Annotated in this window: 22 protein-coding genes and 1 riboswitch; of the genes, 20 read left to right on the top strand and 2 right to left on the bottom strand. The window is 35.8% G+C overall.

What is annotated here, in order from left to right:
• Positions 1–17: 17 nt before the first annotated feature.
• From ACTYBU_RS14395 to ACTYBU_RS14375, 5 genes are all read left to right on the top strand, one after another.
• Positions 18–923, top strand: a complete 906-nt coding sequence (locus ACTYBU_RS14395; protein ID WP_445490794.1) for a DMT family transporter — start codon at positions 18–20, stop codon at positions 921–923.
• A gap of 69 nt (positions 924–992) precedes the next feature.
• Positions 993–1,700, top strand: a complete 708-nt coding sequence (locus tag ACTYBU_RS14390) for a GntR family transcriptional regulator (protein ID WP_445490793.1) — start codon at positions 993–995, stop codon at positions 1,698–1,700.
• Positions 1,701–1,743: 43 nt separating this feature from the next.
• Positions 1,744–2,742 carry a homocysteine S-methyltransferase gene (gene mmuM / locus ACTYBU_RS14385; RefSeq protein ID WP_445490792.1) on the top strand — a complete coding sequence of 333 codons (999 nt, stop codon included), beginning with the start codon at positions 1,744–1,746 and terminating at the stop codon, positions 2,740–2,742.
• A gap of 327 nt (positions 2,743–3,069) precedes the next feature.
• A complete protein-coding gene (locus ACTYBU_RS14380; protein ID WP_445490790.1) occupies positions 3,070–4,089 on the top strand; it encodes a LacI family DNA-binding transcriptional regulator in 1,020 nt (339 codons plus the stop codon).
• Positions 4,090–4,110: 21 nt separating this feature from the next.
• Entirely contained in the window at positions 4,111–5,790 is a 1,680-nt protein-coding gene (locus tag ACTYBU_RS14375; protein WP_445490788.1) for a glycoside hydrolase family 13 protein, read from the top strand.
• A 232-nt stretch (positions 5,791–6,022) separates the two neighbouring features.
• Here the strand turns inward: ACTYBU_RS14375 and cysI are convergent, their stop codons facing one another.
• A complete protein-coding gene (cysI, locus tag ACTYBU_RS14370) occupies positions 6,023–7,741 on the bottom strand; it encodes an assimilatory sulfite reductase (NADPH) hemoprotein subunit (protein WP_445490787.1) in 1,719 nt (572 codons plus the stop codon).
• 27 nt (positions 7,742–7,768) lie between these two features.
• A complete protein-coding gene (locus tag ACTYBU_RS14365) occupies positions 7,769–9,574 on the bottom strand; it encodes an assimilatory sulfite reductase (NADPH) flavoprotein subunit (protein WP_445490880.1) in 1,806 nt (601 codons plus the stop codon).
• Positions 9,575–9,902: 328 nt separating this feature from the next.
• Between ACTYBU_RS14365 and ACTYBU_RS14360 the strand changes: the two genes are divergently transcribed.
• The 15 genes from ACTYBU_RS14360 (at position 9,903) to ACTYBU_RS14290 (ending at position 25,833) form a co-directional block, all read left to right on the top strand.
• Positions 9,903–10,793, top strand: a complete 891-nt coding sequence (locus ACTYBU_RS14360; RefSeq protein ID WP_445490785.1) for a LysR family transcriptional regulator — start codon at positions 9,903–9,905, stop codon at positions 10,791–10,793.
• A 263-nt stretch (positions 10,794–11,056) separates the two neighbouring features.
• Entirely contained in the window at positions 11,057–11,641 is a 585-nt protein-coding gene (locus tag ACTYBU_RS14355) for an ECF transporter S component (RefSeq protein ID WP_445490783.1), read from the top strand.
• 563 nt (positions 11,642–12,204) lie between these two features.
• Positions 12,205–12,311: riboswitch (SAM riboswitch) on the top strand.
• 146 nt (positions 12,312–12,457) lie between these two features.
• The gene (locus ACTYBU_RS14350) at positions 12,458–12,556 is read left to right on the top strand and encodes a YezD family protein (protein WP_445490878.1); all 99 of its coding nucleotides are present in this window, start codon (positions 12,458–12,460) and stop codon (positions 12,554–12,556) included.
• Positions 12,557–12,637: 81 nt separating this feature from the next.
• Complete coding sequence (locus ACTYBU_RS14345; RefSeq protein ID WP_445490781.1) at positions 12,638–13,369, top strand: phosphoadenylyl-sulfate reductase; 732 nt, start codon at positions 12,638–12,640, stop codon at positions 13,367–13,369.
• A 16-nt stretch (positions 13,370–13,385) separates the two neighbouring features.
• A complete protein-coding gene (locus tag ACTYBU_RS14340) occupies positions 13,386–14,462 on the top strand; it encodes an anion permease (RefSeq protein WP_445490780.1) in 1,077 nt (358 codons plus the stop codon).
• Between the two features lie 64 nt (positions 14,463–14,526).
• On the top strand, positions 14,527–15,675 hold the full coding sequence (gene sat / locus ACTYBU_RS14335) for a sulfate adenylyltransferase (RefSeq protein WP_445490778.1): 1,149 nt from the start codon (positions 14,527–14,529) through the stop codon (positions 15,673–15,675).
• A gap of 20 nt (positions 15,676–15,695) precedes the next feature.
• On the top strand, positions 15,696–16,304 hold the full coding sequence (gene cysC / locus ACTYBU_RS14330; protein ID WP_445490776.1) for an adenylyl-sulfate kinase: 609 nt from the start codon (positions 15,696–15,698) through the stop codon (positions 16,302–16,304).
• Between the two features lie 256 nt (positions 16,305–16,560).
• The gene (gene cobA / locus ACTYBU_RS14325; RefSeq protein WP_445490876.1) at positions 16,561–17,334 is read left to right on the top strand and encodes a uroporphyrinogen-III C-methyltransferase; all 774 of its coding nucleotides are present in this window, start codon (positions 16,561–16,563) and stop codon (positions 17,332–17,334) included.
• Positions 17,334–18,092, top strand: a complete 759-nt coding sequence (locus ACTYBU_RS14320; protein WP_445490774.1) for a sirohydrochlorin chelatase — start codon at positions 17,334–17,336, stop codon at positions 18,090–18,092. The genes cobA and ACTYBU_RS14320 overlap by 1 nt, the downstream gene beginning before the upstream one ends.
• On the top strand, positions 18,073–18,678 hold the full coding sequence (locus ACTYBU_RS14315) for an NAD(P)-binding protein (RefSeq protein WP_445490772.1): 606 nt from the start codon (positions 18,073–18,075) through the stop codon (positions 18,676–18,678). Before ACTYBU_RS14320 ends, ACTYBU_RS14315 begins: the two co-directional genes overlap by 20 nt.
• 295 nt (positions 18,679–18,973) lie before the next feature.
• On the top strand, positions 18,974–21,715 hold the full coding sequence (locus ACTYBU_RS14310) for a response regulator (protein ID WP_445490771.1): 2,742 nt from the start codon (positions 18,974–18,976) through the stop codon (positions 21,713–21,715).
• Positions 21,716–22,573 (top strand): CheR family methyltransferase, encoded by an 858-nt coding sequence (locus ACTYBU_RS14305; RefSeq protein WP_445490770.1) that lies wholly within the window; start codon positions 21,716–21,718, stop codon positions 22,571–22,573.
• Positions 22,539–24,590 (top strand): response regulator, encoded by a 2,052-nt coding sequence (locus tag ACTYBU_RS14300; RefSeq protein WP_445490768.1) that lies wholly within the window; start codon positions 22,539–22,541, stop codon positions 24,588–24,590. The genes ACTYBU_RS14305 and ACTYBU_RS14300 overlap by 35 nt, the downstream gene beginning before the upstream one ends.
• A gap of 25 nt (positions 24,591–24,615) precedes the next feature.
• Positions 24,616–25,557 carry a sugar ABC transporter substrate-binding protein gene (locus tag ACTYBU_RS14295; protein WP_445490766.1) on the top strand — a complete coding sequence of 314 codons (942 nt, stop codon included), beginning with the start codon at positions 24,616–24,618 and terminating at the stop codon, positions 25,555–25,557.
• 87 nt (positions 25,558–25,644) lie between these two features.
• Positions 25,645–25,833 carry a hypothetical protein gene (locus ACTYBU_RS14290; RefSeq protein WP_445490765.1) on the top strand — a complete coding sequence of 63 codons (189 nt, stop codon included), beginning with the start codon at positions 25,645–25,647 and terminating at the stop codon, positions 25,831–25,833.
• Positions 25,834–25,891: the final 58 nt, after the last annotated feature.

Genomic DNA, 25,891 nt, shown 5'->3' with positions numbered 1-25,891 from the left:
AGGAGTTTCAGTAAAAAATGAAAAATTATTGGATTATTATATTGTTAGTGTTAGCTAATTTATTTTGGGGAGGACATTATGTGTTTGGGAAATTTGTTGTTGCTGAAATGGATCCGCTGCAAATAACATTTTCCCGCTGGGTAATAGCTGTTGTTTTTTTATTTCCCATTGCGCAGCTAATCGAGCGACCAAAGTGGCGGGAAGTATGGAAGCACTGGAAGGTTTTATTAGCTATGGCTGCAACCGGTGTAATCGGATATAATTTTTTCTTATATACAGCTCTGCAATATACCACATCTTTAGATGCGGCACTAATCAATTCATTGAATCCAATGTTGATTGTTTTATTTTCTGTTGTTTTTCTGAAAGAACGCTTAGGATTAGTGAATATAGGAGGCGTATTTATCTCGTTAGTAGGAGTTTTACTTATATTAACGAAAGGGCATTTAGAGCAGCTTCTTTCGATTCATTATAATAAAGGTGAATTAATTATGCTGCTTGTTATATTTATATGGACTTTGTACTCTGTGTTAAGCAGAAAAATGAAAGGAGTACCTCCTATTTCTGCAACAGCTATTTCTGTGTTATTGGGACTTTTTATATTACTGCCATTCATATTATTTGAAGGAATTAGTCTTCCGCATAGTAAGAATGCAATAATAGGCATCCTCTATATTGGATTTTTCCCATCTGTATGGTCCTTTGTCTTTTGGAATACGGCCATTAGTAAAATGAATGCAAGTAAAGCTGGAATCTACTTGAATTTAATCACTGTGTTTACTGCCATCATCAGTATTTTTTTAGGAAACCCTATTTCAACGATTCAAATGGTTGGAGGTTTATTCGTCTTTTTCGGTGTTTATTTATCGAATAAAAAAGGGAAGGTTTTAGTGGAAAAGAAGCAAGTGAAGGTTTTAGGTTAGAAGTTTTAAAAGAGAAAAGCTCCTCTAGTAAAGTTGTAGAATGGTAATAGTGCTGCTTTATTTAACAGGATGTTTCGTCCTTTATATAATATATTGTATAATATAAACAATTATTATATTGTAGGAGGGATTATTATTAATAAGAAATACCTATCATTAAAAGACCATGTATATGATTATATAGCAAATGAAATTCAAAATGGAACACTGTTGCCTAATCATAAAATAAATGAGCTTGAACTCAGCAAGAAATTAGAGGTAAGCAGAACGCCTGTGAGAGAAGCCTTAATTCAGCTAGCTTCGGAGAATCTTTTAGAGTATCTGCCAAGAAGAGGATTTATGGTAAAAGAGCTTGATACAGAGAAAAAGCTGGATGTTTTTAAAGTAGTGAGTGTACTTGATGCATTAGCGGCAACATCAGCGCTTGATCAAATAACAGAAGATGATATAGAAAAAATGGAAGAATACGTGAAAATAATCGATCTTTCGATTTTAGAAAAAAACTATGCAGATTATCAAAAATATCAAAAGAAATTTCATAATGTATATATTGGCAAGTGCAACAACTCTACTCTCACGAGCATATTAGAGACATTGCAAAATAGTTTTGTTAGACAAGTCTATTTAAGCAATGATACGGATAAACTTTTTTCTGCATCTGAACAAATGAATTTGGACCATAGAGAAATAATAAAATGTTTTCAAAGTAAGGAAAAAGAAAGATTAGAACAACTAATAAGAAATCATTGGGAAATTAAGCATCCGGATATGATTTAATACAGTTTAAAATAGATGGATATCTTACGGCTTTAAGAAGTAGATGAGCAGAAATAGTGTGGTTTATCCATTATTGGAGAAAGAGGAGAAAATGGTGAATAATCCAATTCAAAAAATAATCGACCAATATCGTGTGGTGCTCTTGGATGGAGCGATAGCGACGGAAATAGAAAAAAAGGGCGTTAATATTCAAAATGAATTATGGTCTGCGAACGCTGTGATTGATAATCCTGAAAGTATTAAACAAGTGCATACAGATTATTTCAAGGCTGGAGCAGATATTGCTACAACCAATACGTATCAAGCAAGCATTGATGGATTTAAGAGAAATGGATGGACAATAGAAGAGGCAGAAAAATTAATTGAAAAAACGGTCTCCATTGCAAAAGATGCACGAGATGAATTTTGGGGAAATATATCAGAACAGGATAAAATGAAAAGACCTTTTCCGCTTATAGCTGGCAGCATTGGTCCGTATGGAGCTTTTTTGGCAAATGGAGCGGAATACACAGGTGAATATGAATTGTCAGATAAAGAGTTTGAGCAATTTCATCTTCCTCGTATGAAGCAAATAAAAGATGCACAAGCGGATTTATTTGCATTTGAAACAATGCCAAACTTTAAAGAAAGCAAAGTACTTGCAAACTTGCTGCAATCATATTTTCCAAATGATTTTGCATGGCTGTCGTTCAGCATTTCGGATGAAAAGCATATCAGTGATGGAACTCCATTGAAGGAAGCTGTTTCTTATTTTAATTCCTATCCAAATATTTGTGCGATCGGGATTAATTGCACATCGATCTTACATATTCCAGAGGTAATCCTCGAATTAAAAGAAGTTACAACAAAACCGATTGTTATTTATCCGAATGCAGGTGGATCATATGATGCAGTAACGAAAACATGGACTGATGAAAAAGATGATGATAATTATGGTAATGAAACAAGACATTGGCATGATTCTGGGGTCGAATTAATCGGAGGATGCTGTAGAACAACGCCGCATCATATACAACAAATAAAAAAATGGGCACGAGATTAAGGGGTTAAGGGGTAGGAAGAATGAATCTACCTCTTTTTTATTGGTAGAATACGTGATAAGCAAATTAGGGGGGATGTAAAGAGGTAATTATCACGACTTTTATCTAATGATTAATGTATTTATCCTCTATAAGGACGTCGACTATTAGAAGGTGGTTTATACCAATAATATTCTTTCTTTTTAGAAAATTTCAAAAAGAATTGCGTAAATACTTAAAGTATATTAGAATTTAAACTAGAGAAGTAGGTATGCAATAGCAGGAAAAGGTTTTCCTAAAAAGATATCCATAAATGAATACTATTAAATTGAAAAATATAAGGTGATTCGATGAGTATAACAATTAAGGATGTAGCAAAACAAGCTGGTGTTTCCATTGCCACTGTGTCTCGTGTGTTAAATGGCAGCAAACCTGTCAGTTTAAAAGTAAAAGAAAAAGTGCTGCAAGTAGTAGAAGAAACAGGCTTTAATCCAAACCAAGTAGCGCGCAGCTTAATTATGAAAAAAAGCTCTCTTATTGGTGTACTGATACCGGATATTAAAAATGCTTTCTTTTCTCTTTTTGTCAGCGGTGTAGAAGAAGCATCCTATAAAGCTGAATATACTACTCTACTTTGCAATACAAACGGAGAGTTAGAGACGGAATTGCATTATTTAAATATTTTAAGAGAAAAGTATGTGGATGGTGTTATTATTTTGTCCTCCACACCAGAGAAGAAGAAAAAGCAAAGGGAATTCTTTAACAAGCATAATATACCTGTTGTATTTGCAAGTCATCATGAAAAGGAAGAAGATCATTTTTCCTATGTAAATATAGACGAGGAAAAGGCGTTTTATGATGGAACGAAATTTTTAATCGACTTGGGTCATCGGGATATTGCGATGTTAGGCGGAACATTAAGTTATTATGATTCTGGTATTATCCGTTATCAAGGATACATAAAAGCTTTGGAGGATCATCATATTACTATGAACAAAAAGTGGGTCATGGATGGAGGATATGATATTGCTTCCGGTTATAAGCGGGGAAAAATATTGTTTAGTCAAGAGAATAGGCCCACAGCTGTTTGCTGTGCGAGTGATATGATTGCGATCGGTGCTATCCGAGCTGCTGAGGAGTGTGGGTTAAGTGTTCCAGAAGATGTCTCCATTATGGGTTTTGATGATATTCCGATAGCAGAAGCATATAGACCAAGTTTAACGACGATTAGACAGCCAATTGTCGAATTAGGCATTGAAGCTGCAAATATGTTATTTGAACAAATGAAAGAAAAGGATGGACCTGCAGAAAGGGTAAGAATTCTTCCACATGAAATTGTTGTTAGGGAGAGCTGCGCAAAACATACTTAGAATAAACAAGAGGTGACACAATTGGAGAAGAAGTGGTGGAAAGAAAGTGTAGTGTATCAAATTTATCCAAGGAGTTTCATGGATAGCAACGGAGATGGTATCGGCGATTTACAAGGGATCATCTCTAAACTGGATTACTTAAAGGACTTAGGGATTGATGTTATTTGGCTTTCTCCAGTATATAAATCTCCTAACGATGATAATGGTTATGATATTAGTGATTATCAAGATATTATGGATGAGTTTGGAACGATGGATGATTGGGATCAGCTGCTAAGCAATATGCATGAACGGGGCATGAAGCTGATGATGGACCTTGTGGTTAACCATTCTTCAGATGAACATGCTTGGTTTATCGAATCCCGAGCTTCTAAAGATAATCCGAAAAGGGATTATTATATTTGGCGGAAAGGAAAAGATGGAAAGGAACCAAACAATTGGGAATCTTTTTTCAGCGGCTCCGCTTGGCAATATGATGAAAAAACTGACGAGTATTATTTGCATATCTTCTCTAAAAAGCAGCCGGATTTAAACTGGGAAAATCCAGAGGTTCGCGAAGAAGTATATAAAATGATGAACTGGTGGCTTGATAAAGGAATTGATGGGTTCCGTATGGATGTTATAAACTTGATCTCAAAGGTTCCTGGCTTGCCAGATGCTCCAAATCCTAACGGCAAAAAGTACGCTTTTGGTGGTTCATGTTTTATGAATGGTCCGCGTATACACGAATTTCTACAAGAAATGAATAAGGAAGTCCTTTCGAAAAGAGATATTATCACAGTAGGGGAAATGCCTGGTGTTACACCAGACGATGCATTATTGTATACTGGCGAGGATCGCAATGAACTGAATATGGTCTTTCAGTTTGAGCATTTAGGCTATGATGAAGCGTTTGGAGGAAAATGGGGAACGATTCCACTGCCATTATCCTATTTGAAAGCTAACTTATCAAAATGGCAAACGGGTTTAAATGGAAAAGGATGGAATTCCCTTTTCTTAAGCAACCATGATGGTCCACGTCAAGTTTCTAGATTTTGCAACGACCAAGAATACCGTGTAGTGTCTGCCAAGATGCTAGCAACCCTTTTGCATACGATGCAAGGTACGCCGTATATTTACCAAGGGGAAGAACTTGGCATGACCAATGTTCGATTTGAAACCCTGGATGAATATAAAGATATAGAAACGTTAAATATGTATAAGGAAAAGATAGAGGAAGGTATTCCGCATGAGAAAATTATGGAGTCTGTCTATTGCAGAGGACGAGATAATGCAAGAACCCCATTTCAATGGAATGATTCCGAGCACGGTGGATTTACAACTGGTACTCCTTGGATTCGTGTAAATCCAAATTATACAGAAATAAACGCGGAGTCCGCTGTTAAAGATAAAGATTCTGTTTACCACTATTATAAAAATTTAATTGAATTACGGAAAAAACATGACATCATTGTATATGGGGACTATGAGCTTCTGTTGGAAGACCATCCGCAAATATTCTCTTATATCCGAACATTTGAAGATAAGAAGCTATTAGTAATATGTAATTTCTATGCTGATCCTGCATCTTTTGAATTGCCGGAAAACATTTCTTATAAAACACAAGAGTTATTAATCAGCAATTATGAAGTAGAAAATGAACAGGACTTCGCTTCACTAAACCTGCGTCCATACGAAGCAAGAGTGTATTTGCTGGCGTAAATATTTATAGTTTATTTATCACTATTTCCCCTTATATTATAGAGGAAAACATAAAGAAGGAGGAAAGCGATCAGCTTTCCTCCTTCTTTGTATTCCGTTAACACATGAAAGATAAAAATAATAAAAGGGTATATTTATGAAATAAGAAAAATGCAAAATAGGTTTTTATAATAAAGAAAGAGCTGGTTTAAAAGGATGATAATCTTTTTAAACCAGCCCACGCCGCATTTATTTAATCATGGAAATTAGTACCGTCAGTTACTGCTTTTACAATGCCTGCGCGTACAACAAAGTCACCAAAATGTTCGTTGTCCAGTCGCTCTTTCGCAAAGCGTGGAAGAAGTACTTTTAATTCATTTAGTATTTCCTCTTCTCCTACATTTTCACGGTATAATTTGCTTAAACGGCTGCCATCGTACGCTGCACCTAAATACATATTGTATTTTCCAGGTCCTTTGCCAATAAAAGCAATTTCTCCAAGAGCATGGCGTGCACATCCGTTTGGACAGCCTGTCATACGAATCGTAATTTCTTCGTCCCGCAAGCCGTTTTCGTTTACAATTGTTTCTAGTTTACTGATTAAGGATGGCAAGTATCTTTCTGCTTCGGCCATTGCTAAACCGCATGTTGGAAGCGAGACACATGCAATAGAGCTGCGGCGAAGTGCTGAATAATGTTTGCCGTCTGTTAAACTGTATTGGTCAATCAACTCGTTTATTTTTTTCTTTTTCTGGCTTGAAACATTGGCAATTACTAAATTTTGGTTAGCAGTTAAGCGAAAGTCGCCAGAATGAATTTTAGCAATTTCACGCAAACCGGTTTTTAATTTGTAATCTTGAAAGTCAGCGATACGGCCGCCTTCTACAAATAAAGTGAAATGCCATCTTCCATTTATTCCTTTAACCCATCCGTAGCGATCTGTATTATGATCAAAATGATATGCTTTTGCTTCATCCAGCTTCCAGCCAAGTCGATTTTCTAATTCTTCTACTACATTTTCTAATCCTAGGCGGTCCACTGTGTATTTAAAGCGGGCATTTTTACGTACAGAACGATTTCCATAATCACGTTGGATCGTAATAACTTTTTCTGCCAACTCCACAATTTTGTCAGGTGTACAAAAGCCGATTACTTTGGCAAGCTGAGGGTAGGTAGCTTTATCTCCGTGTGTCATCCCCATGCCGCCGCCGATTGCAACGTTAAAACCGATAAGTTTTCCTTCATCCACAATGGCAATTAATCCTAAATCCTGTGAAAATACATCGATGTCATTGGAAGGTGGAACAGCAATTCCAATTTTAAACTTTCTTGGCAAATAAAGAGGTCCGTACATTGGCTCCACTTCTTCTTGGTCTGGAGTAGCGGCAACCTTTTCTTCATCCAGCCATAGTTCATGATACGCTCTTGTGCGCGGCAGTAGGTAGTCGCTTAACTTTTTGGACCATTCAAATACTTCTGCGTGAATTTCAGATTGATATGGATTTGGATTGCACATGACATTTCTATTCACATCTCCACATGCAGCAATCGTATCTAGAAGTGTGGCATGAATACTTTGAATGGTTTTTTGCATATTCCATTTAAGAATTCCATGCATTTGAAATGCCTGACGGGTAGTCAGCTTTAATGTATGATTGCCGTATTTTTCTGCAAGCTCATCCATCACGAGCCACTGTTCGGGTGTAGAAACGCCGCCTGGTGTACGTACGCGCAGCATAAACTGATAGGCTGGCTCCAGTTTTTGTTTATGGCGTTCATTGCGTAAATCTCTATCATCCTGCAAATAGCTGCCGTGGAATTTCATCAGGCGGTTGTCATCATCGGAGATGCCTGAGCTGATTGGTTCAAGCATCGATTCCTTTAATGTGCCGCGCAGATAATTGCTTTCATCCTTGATGCGCTCTACGTCACTTGGAGGTCCATCTGGCGCTTTTAATATTGGGTTAACCATTTTACAAAAACTCCTTTCGAAAGAATATTAGTATACATCTCTCAGATATCGTTTTCCTTGTTGCATGGAAGCAAGATATTCTTCAGCTTTATCTCTGCTTAAATTGCCTTCTTTTTCAATAATGTCAATCAGTGTATGGTGAACATCATGCGCCATATGTTTTTCATCTCCGCAGATGTAGACAACTGCGCCTTCTTCCAGCCAGTTGAATAATGCTTTGCTCTGTTCCTGCATGCGATGTTGAACATATACTTTTTGATCGCTGTCACGAGAAAAGGCAACGTCCATTTTTGTAAGGACGCCATTTTTTAATAAGTTTTGCCATTCTGTTTGGTAAAGGAAGTCTGTTACAAAATGCTGATCGCCGAAAAACAGCCAAGACTTTCCTTCTACTCCATTTTCTTCTCTTTCCTGCATAAAAGAACGGAAAGGGGCGATTCCAGTGCCAGGACCAACCATAATAATTGGTGTTTCTGGATTTTCAGGAAGTTTAAAGCTTTTGTTTTTCTGAATATAGATAGGCAGTTTATCCCCTGGATTCAGGCGCTCTGCACAAAGAATAGAGCAAACTCCTTTTCTTTGTCTGCCATGTGCTTCATAGCGCAATGCGCCGATTGTCAAATGCACTTCTTCTGGATTGGCTGTATAGCTGCTTGCAATCGAATATAGGCGAGCCGGTATTTTTCGCAAAATACTAATAAATTTCTGGGTAGGCACAGCCCATGGACCAAAATCCTGGCATAAATCCAGCAGATCTCTTCCATTTATATATTTCTTTAATTCCTTTTCATTATCTGGATATAAAAGCTCCTGCAAATCCTCATTGGCTGTAAATAATGCTGCTTGCTCCAATAATGGTTTAGTAAGCACCGTAATTTCAAAATGGGAAGTCAGTGCTTCTTTTAGCGGACGAACATCCCCTTGATTATTAATTGTTACGATCTCTTCTGGATCCCATTTCATTTCTTTGATTAGCATGTCCACAAGTACAGGATCATTTTCAGGGTAGATGCCTAAGCTGTCGCCAGGTTCATACGTTAGACCAGATCCTTCTAAAGATAATTCTAAATGGAGTGTTTCTTTATTAGATCCGCGGCCATTTAAATTAATAACATCAAGAATTTCCGCATGGAACGGATTCGTGCGGGAATATTCTGATTCAACTGGAGCTGCTCCTGCTGTAACAGCTGTGGCTGCCGTTGTATCCCCTTTGGCTTCATTTAATTGAGCAAGCACTCCTGAAATCCATTCGTCAGCTGGACTATCATAGTCAAGATCACAGTCTACGCGTGGATATAATCGTGTAGCTCCTAATTCTTCTAAGCGCTGATCGAACTCTTTTCCTGTTTGGCAGAAAAATTCGTATGAGCTGTCTCCAAGTGATAAAACGGAAAACTGCAGCTCATCCAGCTTTGGAGCGCGTCGCCCATGAAGAAATTCATGGAATGAAAGAGCGTTGTCAGGCGGCTCTCCTTCTCCATGGGTACTGACAATAATAAGCAGGTTTTTCACTTTTTTTAATTGATTTGGTTTAAAATCATTCATAGAAGAAACAGTAACATCAAAGCCTTGTGCTTTTAATTGTTTCCCTTTGCTTTCTGCTAGGCCTTCTGCATTTCCAGTTTGTGATCCATACAGGATAGTAACTTCCTTGGATATTAATTGCTGGCTCGTTTCAATTCCGGTTTTTTCTGCAGAACCTGATGTAGCTTGTGTTGCTAGCAAATAGCCGCTAAGCCATATTTTCTGTGTTTCTGTTAAACTAGGTAAAAGCTTGTTAAGAAGTTCTGTCTGTTCTTGATTAAATGGACTGTTTGTTACTTGAAGCTGCAATCTAATCACCTCGCAAATAAATATAAACAAGTTGTTTTTTCGATAACAAGCAATGCAGATAGGAAGCATTGCTAAAACATTTTACAGAAGAAATGTCCGATTATTCTCCTCCATTATTTTATAATGTAAATAGGGATATGTCACTTTATATTTATTAATCCAATCAGACAAATCGGATTTGACTGTTGGAATTTGTATCCCTGTTGTTAAAAAGGTTATCGTTTTTTATAGGTATACAATTGTACTTTACTGGAAGATGTAGAATTAGTAAAATACATATAAATTATTACAGTTATTAATATTTTTAATAGTAGAAGGGGAGAGTATATTGCATTATGATGCATTAAAGACATTTGTTACCCTTGCGGAAGTAAAAAATTTTACAAAAACAGCAGAAATACTACTTATGTCTCAGCCGAGTGTAAGTTTGCATATCAAAAATTTAGAAAAAGAATTTCAAACAAAACTATTTGAACGTTCACCTAAATATTTAAAAATTACACCGACTGGTGAAATTCTATACGATTGTGCTGTCCAAATGATCACCATATATGACCAGACAAAGCAGAACATTTTAGAACATCATCATTCCATAAAAGGAGCACTAAAAATCGGGGCAAGCTTTACTATTGGTGAATATATTTTACCTTCTCTGTTGCTTGATCTGCAAAAAGACTACCCAAGCCTTGAGCTTGAGGTGATTATTGGAAATACGGACGAGATTATCCAAGCGGTTCGTTTATATAAAGTGGATATAGGTTTAATTGAAGGACAAACAAATGAAAAGGATGTAGCCGTTCACCCCTTTATGAAGGATGAGTTATTTATTGTGTCGTCTAATGCCCATAAACTTGCATCAATAGAAGAGGCGACTATAGCTGATTTGCAAAACGAAACATGGATAACAAGAGAAGTAGGTTCTGGAACTAGAGAATATTTAAACCATGTAATCCGTTCAAACGGTTTAAAAGCGAAATCGTTTTTGACTATTAGCAGCAATCAAGGCATTAAAGAAACCTTGATACAGGGAATGGGGTTATCCCTTCTATCATGGAGTGTTATTGAAAGAGATGTAAAGCATCAAAATCTTTCTATTATTAATATGAAAAATCATTCTTTTATCCGCACTCTTTCTTATGTATATTCCCCGGTAATGCGAGACAAAAAGAACGTCAAGATATTTATTAGTGCATTAACGAAAAAATTTACCAAGGAGTAAAGAATATCTGATGCACAGTGCTGTAAAAAAACAGTTTTTCTTATTTATCCCACTCTTAACGGGCAGTAAGACCCCCACCTCAACTCAAGATGCTGAGGAATCGAAGAAGCTAGGTGAGGGATAACTGCCCGTAAAGGTCCGATAAGTTCAACTAACCATCAGTGGGGGATGAAGAAAACCCCCACTGATGGAAAGGTTCACTTTATCTTTTCATTTATAGTATTATAACGAAGTGATTTTGTTAAAAGGAGTACAAGTATAGTATGAATAAAAAAAATAAGACCTTAAGAATTGTTTTATTAAGCATGTTTACAAGCATTGTGATATTGCAAACGACCGTTCCTTTTCTTGGGTTAATCCCTATTGGACCGCTTAGCATTACAATTATTCAAATAACTATAATGATAGCAGCTATCGTATTAGGTCCGAAAGAAGGAGCAATTGTAGGAGGAGTTTGGGGAGTTATAACTTTTGTACGTGCCTTTACTTTTCCTACAAGTCCTATTGCACCGATTGTTTTTACGAATCCGCTTATCTCTATTGTGCCGCGCATCTTAATTGGAGTTGTAGCAGGGTTTATATTTCATAAGCTTTTGAAAAATAAAATAAAAGACGCTGCAGCGATGAGCATAGCTGGAATAGCTGGCTCATTAACAAATACCCTTTTGGTGCTGGGACTGATTTATATTTTTTATCGTGATCCGTATGCCAATTATCTTAAAATGGATATTAGCGAGCTGTTGCCTGCACTGCTTGGTATTGTTGGGACAAATGGTGTGACAGAAGCTATTTTATCTGCTATTTTTGTTCCGATTATTTCAAAAACATTGATGAAAATACGAAAATAAGCTGTCGCATATGGAAAGATAAAAACCATTTTTAATGAGATAAGAAAGTATAAGTTTTCTGAAGTCAGAGAAGTGTCTAGCGCAAGCGCCCTATCGACTTTAACGCTTCCCTCACCTCGCTAGCGTAGTCAACATCGACGCTTGCGTTCTTCGTGTTTCCTTTATCACGTTTTAACGGGCAGTAAGAAAGTACAATAAAAATGGATAGCGCACAAAAAACTGCCCGTAAAAACCTGATCGACTCAACTAACCATCAGGGAAAGATCATCCCCTGATGGAAGGTTCGCCTTATCTCACTTAAGGTACACAAATTAAGAACGCCACGTCCTTATGTCTTCATTTGTGTGATCCACATCCTGTGGAACTCACCTTATTCTGTTGATGAGCAAAGGCACTTGCGCTTTTCTTAAATGATGAACAATATTTTTATCTTTCCATATGCTAATAAAACAGTTATTTTCAAGAGTAAAAAGTTATTATTAAGAAATATCTTAATTCCGACTAAACAACTAGAGAAACTTATTGACAATAATAGTAATTGTGATAAAATTTAGAAAATACACTGCTTATCAAGAGGGACGGAGGGAATTGGCCCGAAGAAGTCCGGCAACCTGCTAGGAAGCAAGGTGCTAACTCCAACAAAATGGTTTTTCGTTTTGAAAGATAAGGTAATGATGCCTTGCCTGTTATCTTTCCATTTTGGAAGGATTTTTTTTATATGAATGCCAATGATATGAAGATATCCTTTTTTGAAGGAGGGGTTTGTTGATGGGGGAAGCAAATCAGCTTGAGAGAGTAAAAAATCAATTAGAGCAAATGTTAAGTAGTATGAAATTTGGCTCTATCACTATAGTGGTGCAAGATGGAAAAGTGATTCAAATCGAAAAGAATGAAAAAATCAGGCTGGGTAAATAAAAACACTGACTAGAAAACTAGAGGTTGTTTTAGAATGGATTGGTACCTTTACTTTGTTTTTTCAAAAAAGGGTAGGTAAAAATGGAGGAATTACAATTGAACCAATTAGTAACATATAACAATATAGATGATTTTCAAGGGATCGATTTTTCAGTAGACAATGACACAAAAGGCGCATTAGAAGTAATAAAATGGGCTTATGATACGTATGGAGATGAAGTTGTTTATGCTTGCAGCTTTGGAATTGAAGGAATTGTGCTGATTGATTTGATATCTAAAGTAAAGAAAAATGCAAGAATTGTTTTCTTGGATACAGATGTTCATTTTCAGGAAACCTATGAGTTAATCGATAAAGTAAAGAAGAAATATCCTGAACTGAATATTGAGATGAAGAAGCCTGCTATAACATTGGAAGAACAAGCAGAACAGTATGGAGAGGAACTATGGAAAACAGCTCCAAATAAATGCTGTGAAATCCGCAAGATTATTCCATTAAATGACGTGCTTTCTGGTTCCGTTGCATGGATTTCCGGTTTAAGAAGAGAGCAGTCAGAAACAAGAAAAAATACACAGTTTATCAATAAAGACAACCGCTTTAAATCTGTTAAAGTTTGCCCGCTGATTCATTGGACATGGAAAGATGTATGGAGATATGCACATAAACAACAATTAGACTATAACGTATTGCATGATAGAGGCTACCCAAGCATTGGATGTAAAACATGTACACAGCCTGCTATAAATATGGACGACTTACGATCAGGAAGATGGACAGGGAAAGGCAAAACAGAATGCGGACTACACTTACAATGATTCGAGGAAATGAAAAATGATTTTAATTTTAGCGTGTATTATGTCCCTGTTCTTTGCAATGAATATTGGCGCAAGTGGTGCGGCTGCAAGTTTGGGAGTCGCTTATGGATCTGGTGCCATTCCGAGTAAAAGAATAGCGCTGTCTATATGTGCTGTGGCTATTCTTTTAGGAGCAGTGCTTGGCGGAAGCGAAGTAGTTAAGACCATTGGGGAAGGTCTTATTCCAAGCTCCATTTTAAATGCAAAAATTGTATTGATAATCTTATCTTCTGCTGCGATTTCCTTATTTATTGCGAATTTAATGGGAATCCCTCTTTCAACAAGTGAAATAACAGTTGGGAGTGTGGTAGGAGTAGGAGTAGCATATAAAAGTCTTTTTGCTGGCCATATATTATGGATTGTTTTCTTTTGGCTATTGGTGCCTTTTATTGCTTTTACCATTGCTTTTTATGCAGGCAAACTTATCCAAAAGCTGGAGCCTAAATATCCATGGCTGCAAGAGGGGAAAAATCAACGTTACTTATCTATTTTTGTTATTATTGTCGGTTTCTTTGAAGCCTTTTCTGCAGGAATGAACAATGTAGCAAATGCAATTGGACCGTTAGTAGGGGCAGAGCTTATCTCAATGAAATCGGGAATACTTGTTGGTGGACTTTTTATTGCAGCAGGTGCCTTTTTACTGGGAGGAAGAGTACTGCAGACGAACGGGAAGAAAATTGTGCGTTTCACTAAATTAGAAGGCGGCGTGATTTCAGGAACAGGATCAGCACTTGTTATTATTGCCTCTATTTATGGGCTGCCAGTTCCGTTAACACAGGTTACAAGCACTGCCATTATCGGAATCGGTGTTTCCAAAAATGGATTAAGCATCTTAAAGAAGCAAGTAATCCACCGGATTGTAAAGGTTTGGATTGTATCTCCTGTATTATCACTGGTTATTTCTTATGGATTGGTGCAGTTGTTTATAAAAATGGATCTATACACTGTCTTTATTCTAATTGGTGTATGTATCGCGACACTTGGTCTGATTAGTTTGGTAAAAACAATAAGAGCAGACAGCCGTACTATATATGAAGATGGCGGCGGCATATAAAATTAAGCAATGTTAAATTCAGCAAAACACTATAAATACTATATTAATAATGAGGTGCAAAAAAATGGCATTAAGTATACCACATGGCGGAAAATTAATTAACTTATGGGAACCTGACTACAAATTTGATGGAACAGAAAAAGAATTAGATATAGATGTAATTGCTCTTAGTGATTTAGAGTTAATTGGAAATGGGGCATACAGTCCATTAACAGGATTTTTAACACGAAAAGATTATGAATCTGTTGTTGAAAATATGCGTTTAGCAAATGGGGCAGTCTGGAGTATTCCTATTACATTGCCGGTAAAAGAGGATCAGGCAAAGGGCATTGGAGTAAAAGATACGGTAAAGCTTAACTTCAATGGAGAGACATACGGTATTTTAAACGTGGAAGATATATATGTTCCTGATAAAATAACAGAAGCAAAATCCGTTTATCGTACAGACGATGAAGAGCATCCTGGTGTGAAAAAAATGTATGAAAGAGGAAACGTCTATTTAGGAGGCTCTATTAAGCTGCTGAAGAAAGTAGAGAAAAAGGACTTTACTAGTTTTTATTTAGATCCTCAAGAAACAAGAGCAGTTTTCCAAGACAAAGGTTGGAAAACGGTAGTAGGCTTCCAAACTAGAAATCCTGTTCACAGAGCGCATGAATATATTCAAAAATCTGCGTTGGAAATCGTAGATGGTCTATTTCTTAATCCATTGGTTGGAGAGACAAAATCCGATGATATTCCAGCAGACGTAAGGATGGAAAGCTATCAAGTATTATTAAAAAATTATTATCCAGAAGATCGAGTGTTCTTGGCTGTGTTTCCTGCAGCAATGCGCTATGCAGGCCCAAGAGAAGCAATTTTCCACGCGATGGTAAGAAAAAATTATGGATGTACTCATTTTATTGTTGGACGCGACCACGCTGGAGTAGGAAATTATTATGGGACATATGATGCACAGAAAATATTTGATAATTTTACTGCTGAAGAATTAGGGATTAACTTACTGTTCTTTGAACATAGTTTCTACTGCAAAAAATGTGAAAATATGGCTTCAACGAAAACTTGCCCACATGGAAGTGAACATCACGAAATTTTATCTGGCACGAAGGTTCGCCAATTACTTAGAGATGGAGAAATACCACCAAGCACTTTCAGTAGAAAAGAAGTGGTTGAGGTATTAATCAACGGGCTAAAAAAACAACAGATTCATTCTTAATAGTAATGGGGGATAAAACAGTGAGTCAAAGTACAAATATTACATGGCATGACCAGACAGTAACGAAGCAGCAAAGAAGAGAAAAATATAAACACCACAGCTACGTTCTTTGGTTTACAGGGCTGTCTGGTTCTGGCAAATCAACGGTTGCTAATGCAGTAGCGAAGCGTTTATATGATGATCATACTAATAATTATGTGTTGGATGGAGATAATATTCGATTCGGCATCAATAAAGATTTAGGATTTTCTGAGGAAGACCGAAAAGAAAATATTAGAAGGATTGGTGAAGTCAGCAAGCTATTTGTTGACAGTGGTCAAGTAGTGCTAACAGCATTTATCTCACCCTTCCGAGAAGATCGCGACAAAGTGAGAGAACTGCTTGAAGAGGATGAATTTATCGAAGTATATGTAAAATGTTCTCTTGCGGCTTGTGAAAAGAGAGATCCGAAAGGCTTATATGAAAAGGCGCGCCAGGGAATAATTAAAGATTTTACAGGAATCAGCTCTCCTTATGAAGAGCCCAACAAGCCTGAGTTAATTATCAATACGGAAAAAAATTCTATTGAAGATTGCGTAGAGCAAATTGTTCAATATTTAAAAGGGAAAAATTACTATATTAACGGATAATAAGTGTAAAGCGGAATTTACTTGCAAAGCTTTCAGGCTAACTGAAAAAACATGATGTGTTTTCTTTATGTAACACCAAAAGGAGAGCTGTTTACGAAAAGCAGTAGGGAGAATATAGCCTCTGCTAAAGTAAACAGTTCTTTCTTCTATCGGAGAAATTTAGTGTTTTTCGACAGTTTGTAATACTGTATATTATTATATATAGTATTTTTAAAATAAGGTGAAAAAAAGCTAAAAGAGAGGGAAGGTGAAAGGTGTGGGAATTGTCTATTTGGTTGGAGCAGGTCCAGGAGATCCGGATTTAATAACAGTAAAAGGTTTAAGATGCATTAAAGAAGCAGATGTTATTTTATATGATCGTCTTGTAAATAAGGAATTATTGGAATATGCCAAACCGAAGGCAGAGCTTATTTTTTGTGGAAAGCTTCCAAATCATCATATTATGAAACAAGAGGTGATTAATCGTTTACTTGTGAAGCATGCCCAGAAAGGGAAAATAGTAACAAGATTAAAAGGCGGCGATCCATTTGTGTTTGGCAGAGGGGGAGAAGAAGCAGAGGAATTAGCAAAAAATCATATTCCTTTTGAGGTAGTTCCTGGCATAACAGCAGGAATTGCAGCGCCAAGCTATGCAGGCATACCTGTCACACATCGTGATTATGGTTCATCTTTTGCTTTCGTCACAGGACACATAAAAAATGGACAAGAAGATTCTATTAAGTGGGAAGCTTTAAGCCAAATTGATACTCTTGCCATCTATATGGGAGTAAAAAACCTTCCTTCTATTCGAGAGAAACTGCTTTTTTACGGAAAAAAAGAATCTACACCTATTGCATTAATTAATTGGGGAACGACAAGTTTACAAAAGACCGTTGTGACAAATCTTGCCGATGTAGTTGAAGCTGCGTCAAATGGCAACATTGAAAACCCTTGTATGATTATAGTAGGTGAGGTTGTAAAAATGAGAGAAAAAATCAGCTGGTTTGAAGATGCCTTCCTGGAAACATTACCGAAAGAAGTGGTTTTATAATGGAAGCTGTTTTATATATTTGTCATGGAAGCAGAATACAAGAAGCATGTGATCAAGCTATTTCCTTTGTGGAAAAATGCATGGAAGGAAACAAGTTTCCTATACAAGAATACTCTTTTTTAGAGCTTGCAGAGCCAACAATCGAGCAGGCGTTTGAACAATGTGTAAAAAAAGGTGCTACTATTATTTACGTGATTCCTGTTTTATTGTTAACGGCAGCACATGCGAAAATGGATATTCCTGAAATTTTACAAAGGCTTGCGAAAAAACATCCAGAAATGGAAATTCGTTATGGACGGCCAATTGGAGTTCATAAAAAAATGGTTCAAATTGTTGCGGAAAAAATAAAAGAATCCTCTTTGTCAAATAAAGAGGAATTATTAGTGCTGCTTGTTGGAAGAGGGAGCAGTGATCCTGAGGTAAAACAAGACTTAGGAAAGATAGCTGCATTAGTAGAGAATGAATTACCAGGAATAACGGTAAAAGATTGCTATCTAACGGCAGCGGAACCGAGTTTTACTGAAGGAATAGAGTCTGCTAATTTATCTTCCAGCAAAAATATTTTGGTCATTCCTTACCTTCTGTTTACGGGAATTCTAATGAAGTCAATGACGAAAACAATTAAAGAACATGCAGACCCGAAGAAAACATATGAACTCGCTCCCTATTTGGGCTATCATCCCTTTATTGCAGATATTCTAAAAACAAGAATAACCGAAATAACAGAGGAAGATTTCTATGTATCCATTAATGGTTAATATGGAAAATAAAGAGTGCATTGTTGTAGGCGGAGGCAAGGTAGCGTATCGCAAAGTTTGTTCTCTTTTAAATGAAGGAGCATTTATAACAATTATTAGTCCTGAAGTCTGCCCAGAATTAGAAATACTAGAGGCAGAAAAGAAAATCTCTGTTATTAAGAGGAGAGCTGAGGATGATGATTTTAGGAATGCTTTTTATATTATTGCAGCAACAAATAATGAAAATGTGAACGAATATATTGCTAAAAAGTTTGAGCAATCGAAGCTGGTTAATATTGCTTCCTCGGTTGTAGATGGAAATTGTCAGGTTCCTGCTAGTTTCAAAAAAGGCAGATTGACTTTAACCGTGTCTACAAACGGTGCCAGTCCTATGCTTGCCAAAAAAATAAGGGATGAATGGTCGGCTGTATATGATGATAACTTTGAACAGTATATAGATTTTTTATATGAAACAAGAGAAAAAATTAAGCAGTTAGATATACCGCAGGCGCATAAAAAAAAGTTATTACAAGAAATAATAGATGAAAAATATCAGCATGATCCAAGCATTAGAAATACCTTTAATACCTCTCTTCAAAACTTTTAATTCGCTTGAATTAAAAGTTTTTTGTATGTGATAAACAATCCTTTTTTGAAAAAATCTGAATAGTCGAATAAACAATACCGAATATTTTTTAAAATGGAATTAACATTATATTGAATGATTTGCATTTCATGTAATATAATTTCGGTAAGTAATCTCTTATAAATACGGTTGGAAAAGTTAGAGTTTTGATATTTATATTATTTGGTAAACAAAAACGATCATAAATAATACTTTTGATTCTAATTCTTCATTAAATAGTATCTTAAAGTGTGCAGAAGGGGTAGATGAGGGATAGATGAAATTTCGAACAAAGCTTTATGGTGGCTTAGGAATTATTATTATCTTAATTATGATTCTTATCATTGTCCTTATGAATTTGCTGAAACAGCAAAATGATAATATGCATACGATAGTAAATGAATTATCAGAGCGAATTAAAGTTACTGCAACAATTAAAAATGAATTAAATAATATGAATAGGGAAGTAATGGGAATTTCAACAAACCCCTCGGGAAAAATGCTTAACAGTACATTAAATGAGTGGGAAGAATCGAAAACGACTGTAGCTTCTTCCATTGAGACATTAAAAGAAATGGATAAGCGGAAACAATCACAGGAATTAATGATGAAGTTTTCTACTATCTATAAGACATATGAAGACAGTGGACAGGAAATTATTAGGGAGTATCAAAGAAATAAGAATAGAGAGTCAGGTTTCATAGAGATGTTCCCCGATCAAGAAAAGGAACGTCTTCTGCAAATTGTAAATGTACTATCTACCTTGCAAGAACAAGAAATGAAAGATGAGCTTTTTCGCACAAAAGAAACATATAATGTTGCCGTTAAAATGATTTATATTTATGCCTTTGTTGGTGTTTTCATTAGTGTTTCCTTAGCAATTTGGATAATAAAAGGAATGACTAAAAATCTTAATCGTGTTTCATCTGTTATGTCTAGCGTAGCTTATCACCATGGAACTCAATTCCCGAGAATCTCTGTGACGGCAAAAGATGAAATGGGGAAGATTGCGGAAGCTTACAACGAAATGGCACAGTCATTAGAAGAACACTCACATCAAGAAATGGAGTTAAAGAAGAAAGCAGAAGATCAAAGCTGGCTTGATTCAAGAATTGCAGAAATTACTTCTACTTATCCACGTGCAGAGGATTTTGAATCTTTAGCAAGCTTATTTATTACCCTTATTACACCAGCAATAGAAGCGCAGTATGGGATTTTCTACATCAAAGAAGATTGGGAGGAGCAGCAGCATTTATATGCAATCGCTTCCTACGGATTTGTAAAGGATAATAATAAAGGAAAGCATAGTTTTCTTTTAGGAGAAAAGCTGGTAGGCCAATGTGCTTTAGAAAATAGGCCAATAAATATTACGCAAATCCCAGATGATTATATAAAGATAGAATCAGGGATAGGAAAAGCAGACCCAAAAAATATTTATATCCTTCCCATTGAATATGAAGGGGATGTACTAGCAGTAATAGAGTTTGCTTCCCTTAACTTGTTTAGCCCTATGCAGCAAAAGTTATTAAAAAAAGTAATAGAACACTTAGGTATAACAATCAACAGCATTAAAAACCGAATGCAGGTGAAAAGTCTGCTGGAAGATTCACAAGCTCTAACGGAAGAATTGCAAAGCCAATCAGAAGAGCTGCAAGCACAGCAGGAAGAACTTATTGCAATTAACGAGGAGCTGGAAGCGCAGTATAAATCTTCTGAGCAAAAAAATGAGGAATTGGAAAAACTCAGCGTGATATTAGAAGAAAAAGCACATCAGCTAGTCCTTAGTTCTCAATATAAGTCGGAATTTCTTGCAAATATGTCCCATGAACTTCGTACTCCACTAAACAGTATGCTAATACTTACTCAAATGTTAGTAGAAAAGAGAAATGATAATTTGTCATCGAAGCAATTAGAATATTTACAAACAATCAACTCATCTGGCAATGACTTGCTGCATTTAATAAATGAAATTCTGGATTTAGCTAAGATAGAAACAGGGAAAATGGACATGATTGAAGGGGAAGTGATGCTTGAAGATATTAGAGAATTTGCTGAAAAACAATTTAGTCACTTAGCTGAAAAAAAGGGCATCGACTTTAAAGTGTATGCAAGTGATAATTTGCCAAATACCCTTTATACGGATGAACATCGTTTGAAACAAATACTAACAAATTTATTAGGTAATGCCTTTAAGTTTACTAAAGAGGGTAAAGTAACATTATTGATACAAAATGCAGCAGAATCTAAGTTGGTTCCAAATAATGTCCCATTAAATACAACGTCAATAACATTTACAGTCAGCGATACTGGTATTGGTATTGCAAAGGATAAACAAAACCTTATATTTGAAGCCTTTCATCAAGCAGATGGAACGACTAGCCGTAAATATGGAGGGACAGGATTAGGACTTTCTATCAGTAAAGAAATAGCTGGTTTGCTTGGAGGAGCAATCTGGGTGAAAAGTGAACTAGGGACAGGAAGTTCATTTACCCTTTATTTACCAGTAAAACAGGCAATGAAAATGGAAAATTCCATTTCAGCAGAAAAAGAATTAGCAGCTGATATAGAAAAGATAAGGAATATGGATAACATTGAAATAAGCTCCTCTTTTTTTAATAATGGCTTGGAAGATAAGCCTTCCCTAAAAGGGAAAAAAATATTAATTGTAGATGACGATATGCGAAATATTTTTTCCCTTGCTGCTGTGTTAGAAGAATATGAAATGGGAGTTCTTTTTGCTGAAAACGGAAAAGAGGGAATTGAAAAATTAATAGAAAATGAGGATATCGATCTTATTCTAATGGATATTATGATGCCAGAAATGGATGGTTTTGAGGCAATGTCAAGAATTCGAATGATGCCAAAGTTTCAAAGCCTGCCAATTATTGCTTTGACTGCAAAAGCGATGAAGCATAATCGTGAACAATGTATAGACGCTGGTGCATCTGATTATATAAAAAAACCAATAAATTTAGAGCAGCTATACTCCTTAATACAGGTATGGCTGTATAGAAGTTAGGTGGGAATAACCATTTCCGAATATATTAATGAAAAGTTAAAAGATAGTAATTTGGAAGACATTGAAATTGAATTATTATTAGAAGGAATCTATCGGTATTATGGATATGATTTTCGAAACTATGCTTTCCCGTTTCTTAAAAGAAGAGTTTTATACCGAGTAGGGGCAGAAAATTTAGCAAGTATCTCAAAATTGCAAGATATGGTTTTTCATAATCCTTTAGTAATGAAGAAATTGTTTTTGGATTTTTCTATTTCCGTAACAGAAATGTTTCGTGATCCTCTGTTTTTTTCCATGCTAAGAAAAAAGGTTATTCCTATATTAAGAGATGCTCCTTTTATTCGTATATGGCATGTTGGATGCGCTTCAGGGGAAGAAGTTTATTCAATGGCAATTTTGTTGAGCGAAGAAGGATTGTTAAACAAAACAAGAATCTATGCAACAGATATGAATAAAAGTAATTTAGAAAATGCGAAACTAGGAAATTTTCCTTTAGAAAAAATGCAAATATACACAAAAAATTATATCAAAGCAGGAGGGAAAAATGCCTTTTCAGAATATTACTCCGTGAAAAACAATGCTGCAACATTCCACCCATTTTTGAGTGAAAATTTGGTATTTGCCCAACATAATTTAGCTACAGACCAGTCATTTAATGATTTTCATATTATTATATGTCGTAATGTTATGATTTATTTTAATAGACAGCTGCAAAACCGCGTTCATCAATTATTATATAAAAGCCTAATTCCTTCAGGATTCCTTGGTTTGGGCAAAAGAGAGGAGGTTCGGTTTACAGACTATGCAGGATATTATGAAGAATATGATTCAGAACAAAGAATATACCGGAAAATTTAATGAAGCAGAGGCAGAGGAAACGAAAGCTGTAAATATTCTAATGGTAGATGATCAACAGGAAAATCTTCTTGCGTTAGAAGCGGTATTGAGCTCTCCTAAATATCATTTAATTAGTGCGAAAACAGGGGAAGATGCATTAAAATTTATATTGCAATACGATTTCGCAGTAATCCTTCTTGATGTACAGATGCCTGGGTTAAGTGGCTTTGAAACCGCAAAGCTAATAAAAAACAGAAAAAAATCAAGGGATATACCCATTATTTTTATTACCGCTATTAGCAATGATGTAGAACATATTATAAAAGGATATGAAGTAGGGGCCATTGATTATATTGTAAAACCGTTTAATCCAGAGGTCTTAAAAAATAAGGTTGAACAATTTGTAAATATATATGAGCAGCATACAGAAAATTTAAGAGTAATGGAACAGGACCGTTCTCTTGAAAGAGAAAAGATAAATTTAGAGTTAAGTCTTACTAAATTAAATTTATATAAACATGAAGCTTTATCAAAGGTCATACAAGATACATTGCTGGATACCATAATCACGTTTAATGAAGATGGGCTAATACTATCCATTAATCCAATGGGAGAGAAGATGTTAGGCTACACTGCGTCAGAACTATTAGGAAAACAAATGGACATTCTTATCTGTTCATCAAGCGGTATAAAGGAAGAAGAAAAACCTGCCATTGCTGAGGGTTTATTTCATTCTATTGGCAAGATTACGGAAGGTACGGTAAAACGAAAAGATAATAGTACGTTTCCAGCAGATATTCTTATCGGAGATGCCATGTTAGAGAAGTATCATATTTTTGTATGCACGATTCGTGATATTACAGAGCGCAAAGAAATAGAAAAGATCAGGAAACAACAAATAGATAAATTAGAACAAGTAGTGGAAGAGAGAACACGAGACTTGTTATTGGTGAATCAAAAGTTAAAACAAGAAATTGAGGAGCGAAATAAGGTCGCTGATGACCTTTTATTATCAGAAGGGCGCTTTCGGCAAATCTTTGAGGCAAGTCCATGTTTGATGGGGATACGCTCTATACAAGAAGGCAAATTTATTGCGGTGAATAATAACTGGATAAACAGTATGGGATACGATATGAATGAATGGAAAAGCATGGAGAAACATGGGGAAATTTATATAGAAGAAGAAGGGAAATATATAAACATTTCTGAAGATGAATGGAATACGCCGATGAACAATAGGAAAGTTACGTATCGAACGAAAACCGGCTCCATAAGAGATGCCCTGCTATCAACAGAAACAATTATGATTGAAAGCAGAAACTGTGTTCTTATTGTATTAAATGATATTACAGAAAGAACGCTTATGGAAAAAGAAATGTATAAATTGGATCAATTGAATTTAGTAGGAGAAATGGCTGCTGGAATTGCCCATGAAATCCGCAATCCAATGACTACGGTTCATGGTTTTTTACAAATGGGGAAGCTGGATAACCAGCAATTATCGGTGGAACATATGGATTTAATGATTGATGAATTAGACAGAGCCAATAAAATTATAAAAGAATTTTTAACCTTGGCCAAAAATAAGACGAGTGATAAAAAATACCACTTGCTGAATGATATCATTGAAATAATCTTTCCGCTTCTAAATGCAGAAGCTCTATTAGCAGGGAAAAGAGTAGTGCTTCAATTAGAAAAATGTCCAATGCTTTACCTGGATGAAAAGGAAATTCGCCAGCTTTTATTGAATATTGCATTAAATGGTCTTGAGTCCATGTCTAATGATGGAGTTCTTTATATAAAAACATTAGCTGAAGAAGAACATGTTGTATTACAGATTAAAGACAGCGGAGAAGGAATTAAGGCAGAAGTTCTGGAAAAGATAGGGACACCTTTTTTCACAACAAAAGAAAACGGTACAGGGCTAGGACTAGCAGTATGCTATAGTATTGCTGATCGTCATAACGCAACGATTAAAATAAAGACAAGTAATAAAGGCACTACATTTTCTATTTATTTTAAAACAGTGAGTTTATAAGTATATTAGGATAGGAGACTATTAGTTGCGAAAGAAATGGTTTATCTTATTGATATGCATTGTTTTTTTTGGTGGATTAGCAGATTATGTACGAAACGAAATGAATGAAAAGAAGCCTAAGATCATGGTTGTTTTAAAGGAAACGGATACAGACTATTGGAGCGTTATGATTGCGGGTCTTCAAAAAGCTTTTGATCATTACGGAGTAAACGGAATAGTCTTGAAAACCGACAAAACGAGAGAAACCCAATTAAAGTTTCTCAAACAAGTCTTGAAGGAAAAGCCGGATGCTTTAATATTTTCTCCTGTGGATCCCAAGGCATTTATCCCGATATTAAAGGAATATAAAAGAAATAATATTCCTGTTCTGCTTGTTGATACAAATTTGGAATGGAAGGATAAAACTTCTTTTATCGGAACAGATAATGTAACTTTAGGTGTAAAAGCGGGGGAACTCCTGTCATCTATGGCCCAACCGAATGATAAAATATTGCTTTTGGGTTGGAGATCAAAGGATACTGTTTGTAGCGATCGGATTAACGGAGCAAAGGAAACATTAAATAACGCTGGCATTCATCCCATTGTGGAGGATCAAATGGCGTATGGCGAAAAAATTGAAGTGATGGTCACAAAAGTTCTGCAAACGAATCCTAAATTAAAGGGAATATTTGCTGCAGATGATATTACTGCTCTGAAGGTTATGAAGGTTTTACAAGATAAAAGGTTGAATATCCCAGTTGTGGGAGCAGATGGGATTAAACAAATGGTTCAATTAATTGAAAATGGCACACTGAAATCTACGATTGCCCAAAATCCATACGACATGGGGTATATAAGTGTAGAAAATGCGCTAAAAGCAATAAATGGGGAAAAAGTCAATAAAGATATGGATAGTACTGTAGATATTATTACTAGCGATAATGCCGAAAGTAAACTAGCTTTTCTGGAAAAGCTTACTCAAAAATAACTAGATCGTAATAAGTGGTGTGTTTTATTGGGAAATTTTTAAAGATAATTAAAAGGGTTTACCTATCTTTAGGGTTAAAATGAAATTTTGATGAAGGGGAAAACCGATGATTCCGCAAAGAATATCGTTAATTACAATAGGAGCTGTACGATTGCCTATGTTACGGAAGTTTTACCAATCATTGGAATGGGAAGAGCTGGAAAGCAGCTCGGGCCAATACAGCCTATTTTTATGCAAATATTTCAGAAACTTAAAGAGAAGGATATTTTGCTTTAAATGAATACTGCCGGGATTTAAGTTTGAATAGTGTTTGTGGCCGCCCTTGATTAGGACA

The sequence above is a fragment of the Niallia sp. 03133 genome (genome assembly GCF_052663225.1).
The sequence above is the reverse complement of the archived record's forward strand: the minus strand, read 5'-3'. Positions and strand labels throughout refer to the sequence as shown.

What these genes read in the sequence shown, in the direction of transcription:
- ACTYBU_RS14395 (WP_445490794.1), top strand. Translation starts at nt 18, where the DNA reads ATGAAAAATTATTGGATTATTATATTGTTAGTGTTAGCTAATTTATTT.
- ACTYBU_RS14390 (WP_445490793.1), top strand. Translation starts at nt 993, where the DNA reads ATGTTTCGTCCTTTATATAATATATTGTATAATATAAACAATTATTAT.
- mmuM (WP_445490792.1), top strand. Translation starts at nt 1,744, where the DNA reads ATGAGCAGAAATAGTGTGGTTTATCCATTATTGGAGAAAGAGGAGAAA.
- ACTYBU_RS14380 (WP_445490790.1), top strand. Translation starts at nt 3,070, where the DNA reads ATGAGTATAACAATTAAGGATGTAGCAAAACAAGCTGGTGTTTCCATT.
- cysI (WP_445490787.1), bottom strand. Translation starts at nt 7,741, where the DNA reads ATGGTTAACCCAATATTAAAAGCGCCAGATGGACCTCCAAGTGACGTA.
- ACTYBU_RS14355 (WP_445490783.1), top strand. Translation starts at nt 11,057, where the DNA reads ATGAATAAAAAAAATAAGACCTTAAGAATTGTTTTATTAAGCATGTTT.
- ACTYBU_RS14350 (WP_445490878.1), top strand. Translation starts at nt 12,458, where the DNA reads ATGTTAAGTAGTATGAAATTTGGCTCTATCACTATAGTGGTGCAAGAT.
- ACTYBU_RS14345 (WP_445490781.1), top strand. Translation starts at nt 12,638, where the DNA reads ATGGAGGAATTACAATTGAACCAATTAGTAACATATAACAATATAGAT.
- ACTYBU_RS14340 (WP_445490780.1), top strand. Translation starts at nt 13,386, where the DNA reads ATGATTTTAATTTTAGCGTGTATTATGTCCCTGTTCTTTGCAATGAAT.
- sat (WP_445490778.1), top strand. Translation starts at nt 14,527, where the DNA reads ATGGCATTAAGTATACCACATGGCGGAAAATTAATTAACTTATGGGAA.
- ACTYBU_RS14320 (WP_445490774.1), top strand. Translation starts at nt 17,334, where the DNA reads ATGGAAGCTGTTTTATATATTTGTCATGGAAGCAGAATACAAGAAGCA.
- ACTYBU_RS14315 (WP_445490772.1), top strand. Translation starts at nt 18,073, where the DNA reads ATGTATCCATTAATGGTTAATATGGAAAATAAAGAGTGCATTGTTGTA.
- ACTYBU_RS14310 (WP_445490771.1), top strand. Translation starts at nt 18,974, where the DNA reads ATGAAATTTCGAACAAAGCTTTATGGTGGCTTAGGAATTATTATTATC.
- ACTYBU_RS14300 (WP_445490768.1), top strand. Translation starts at nt 22,539, where the DNA reads ATGATTCAGAACAAAGAATATACCGGAAAATTTAATGAAGCAGAGGCA.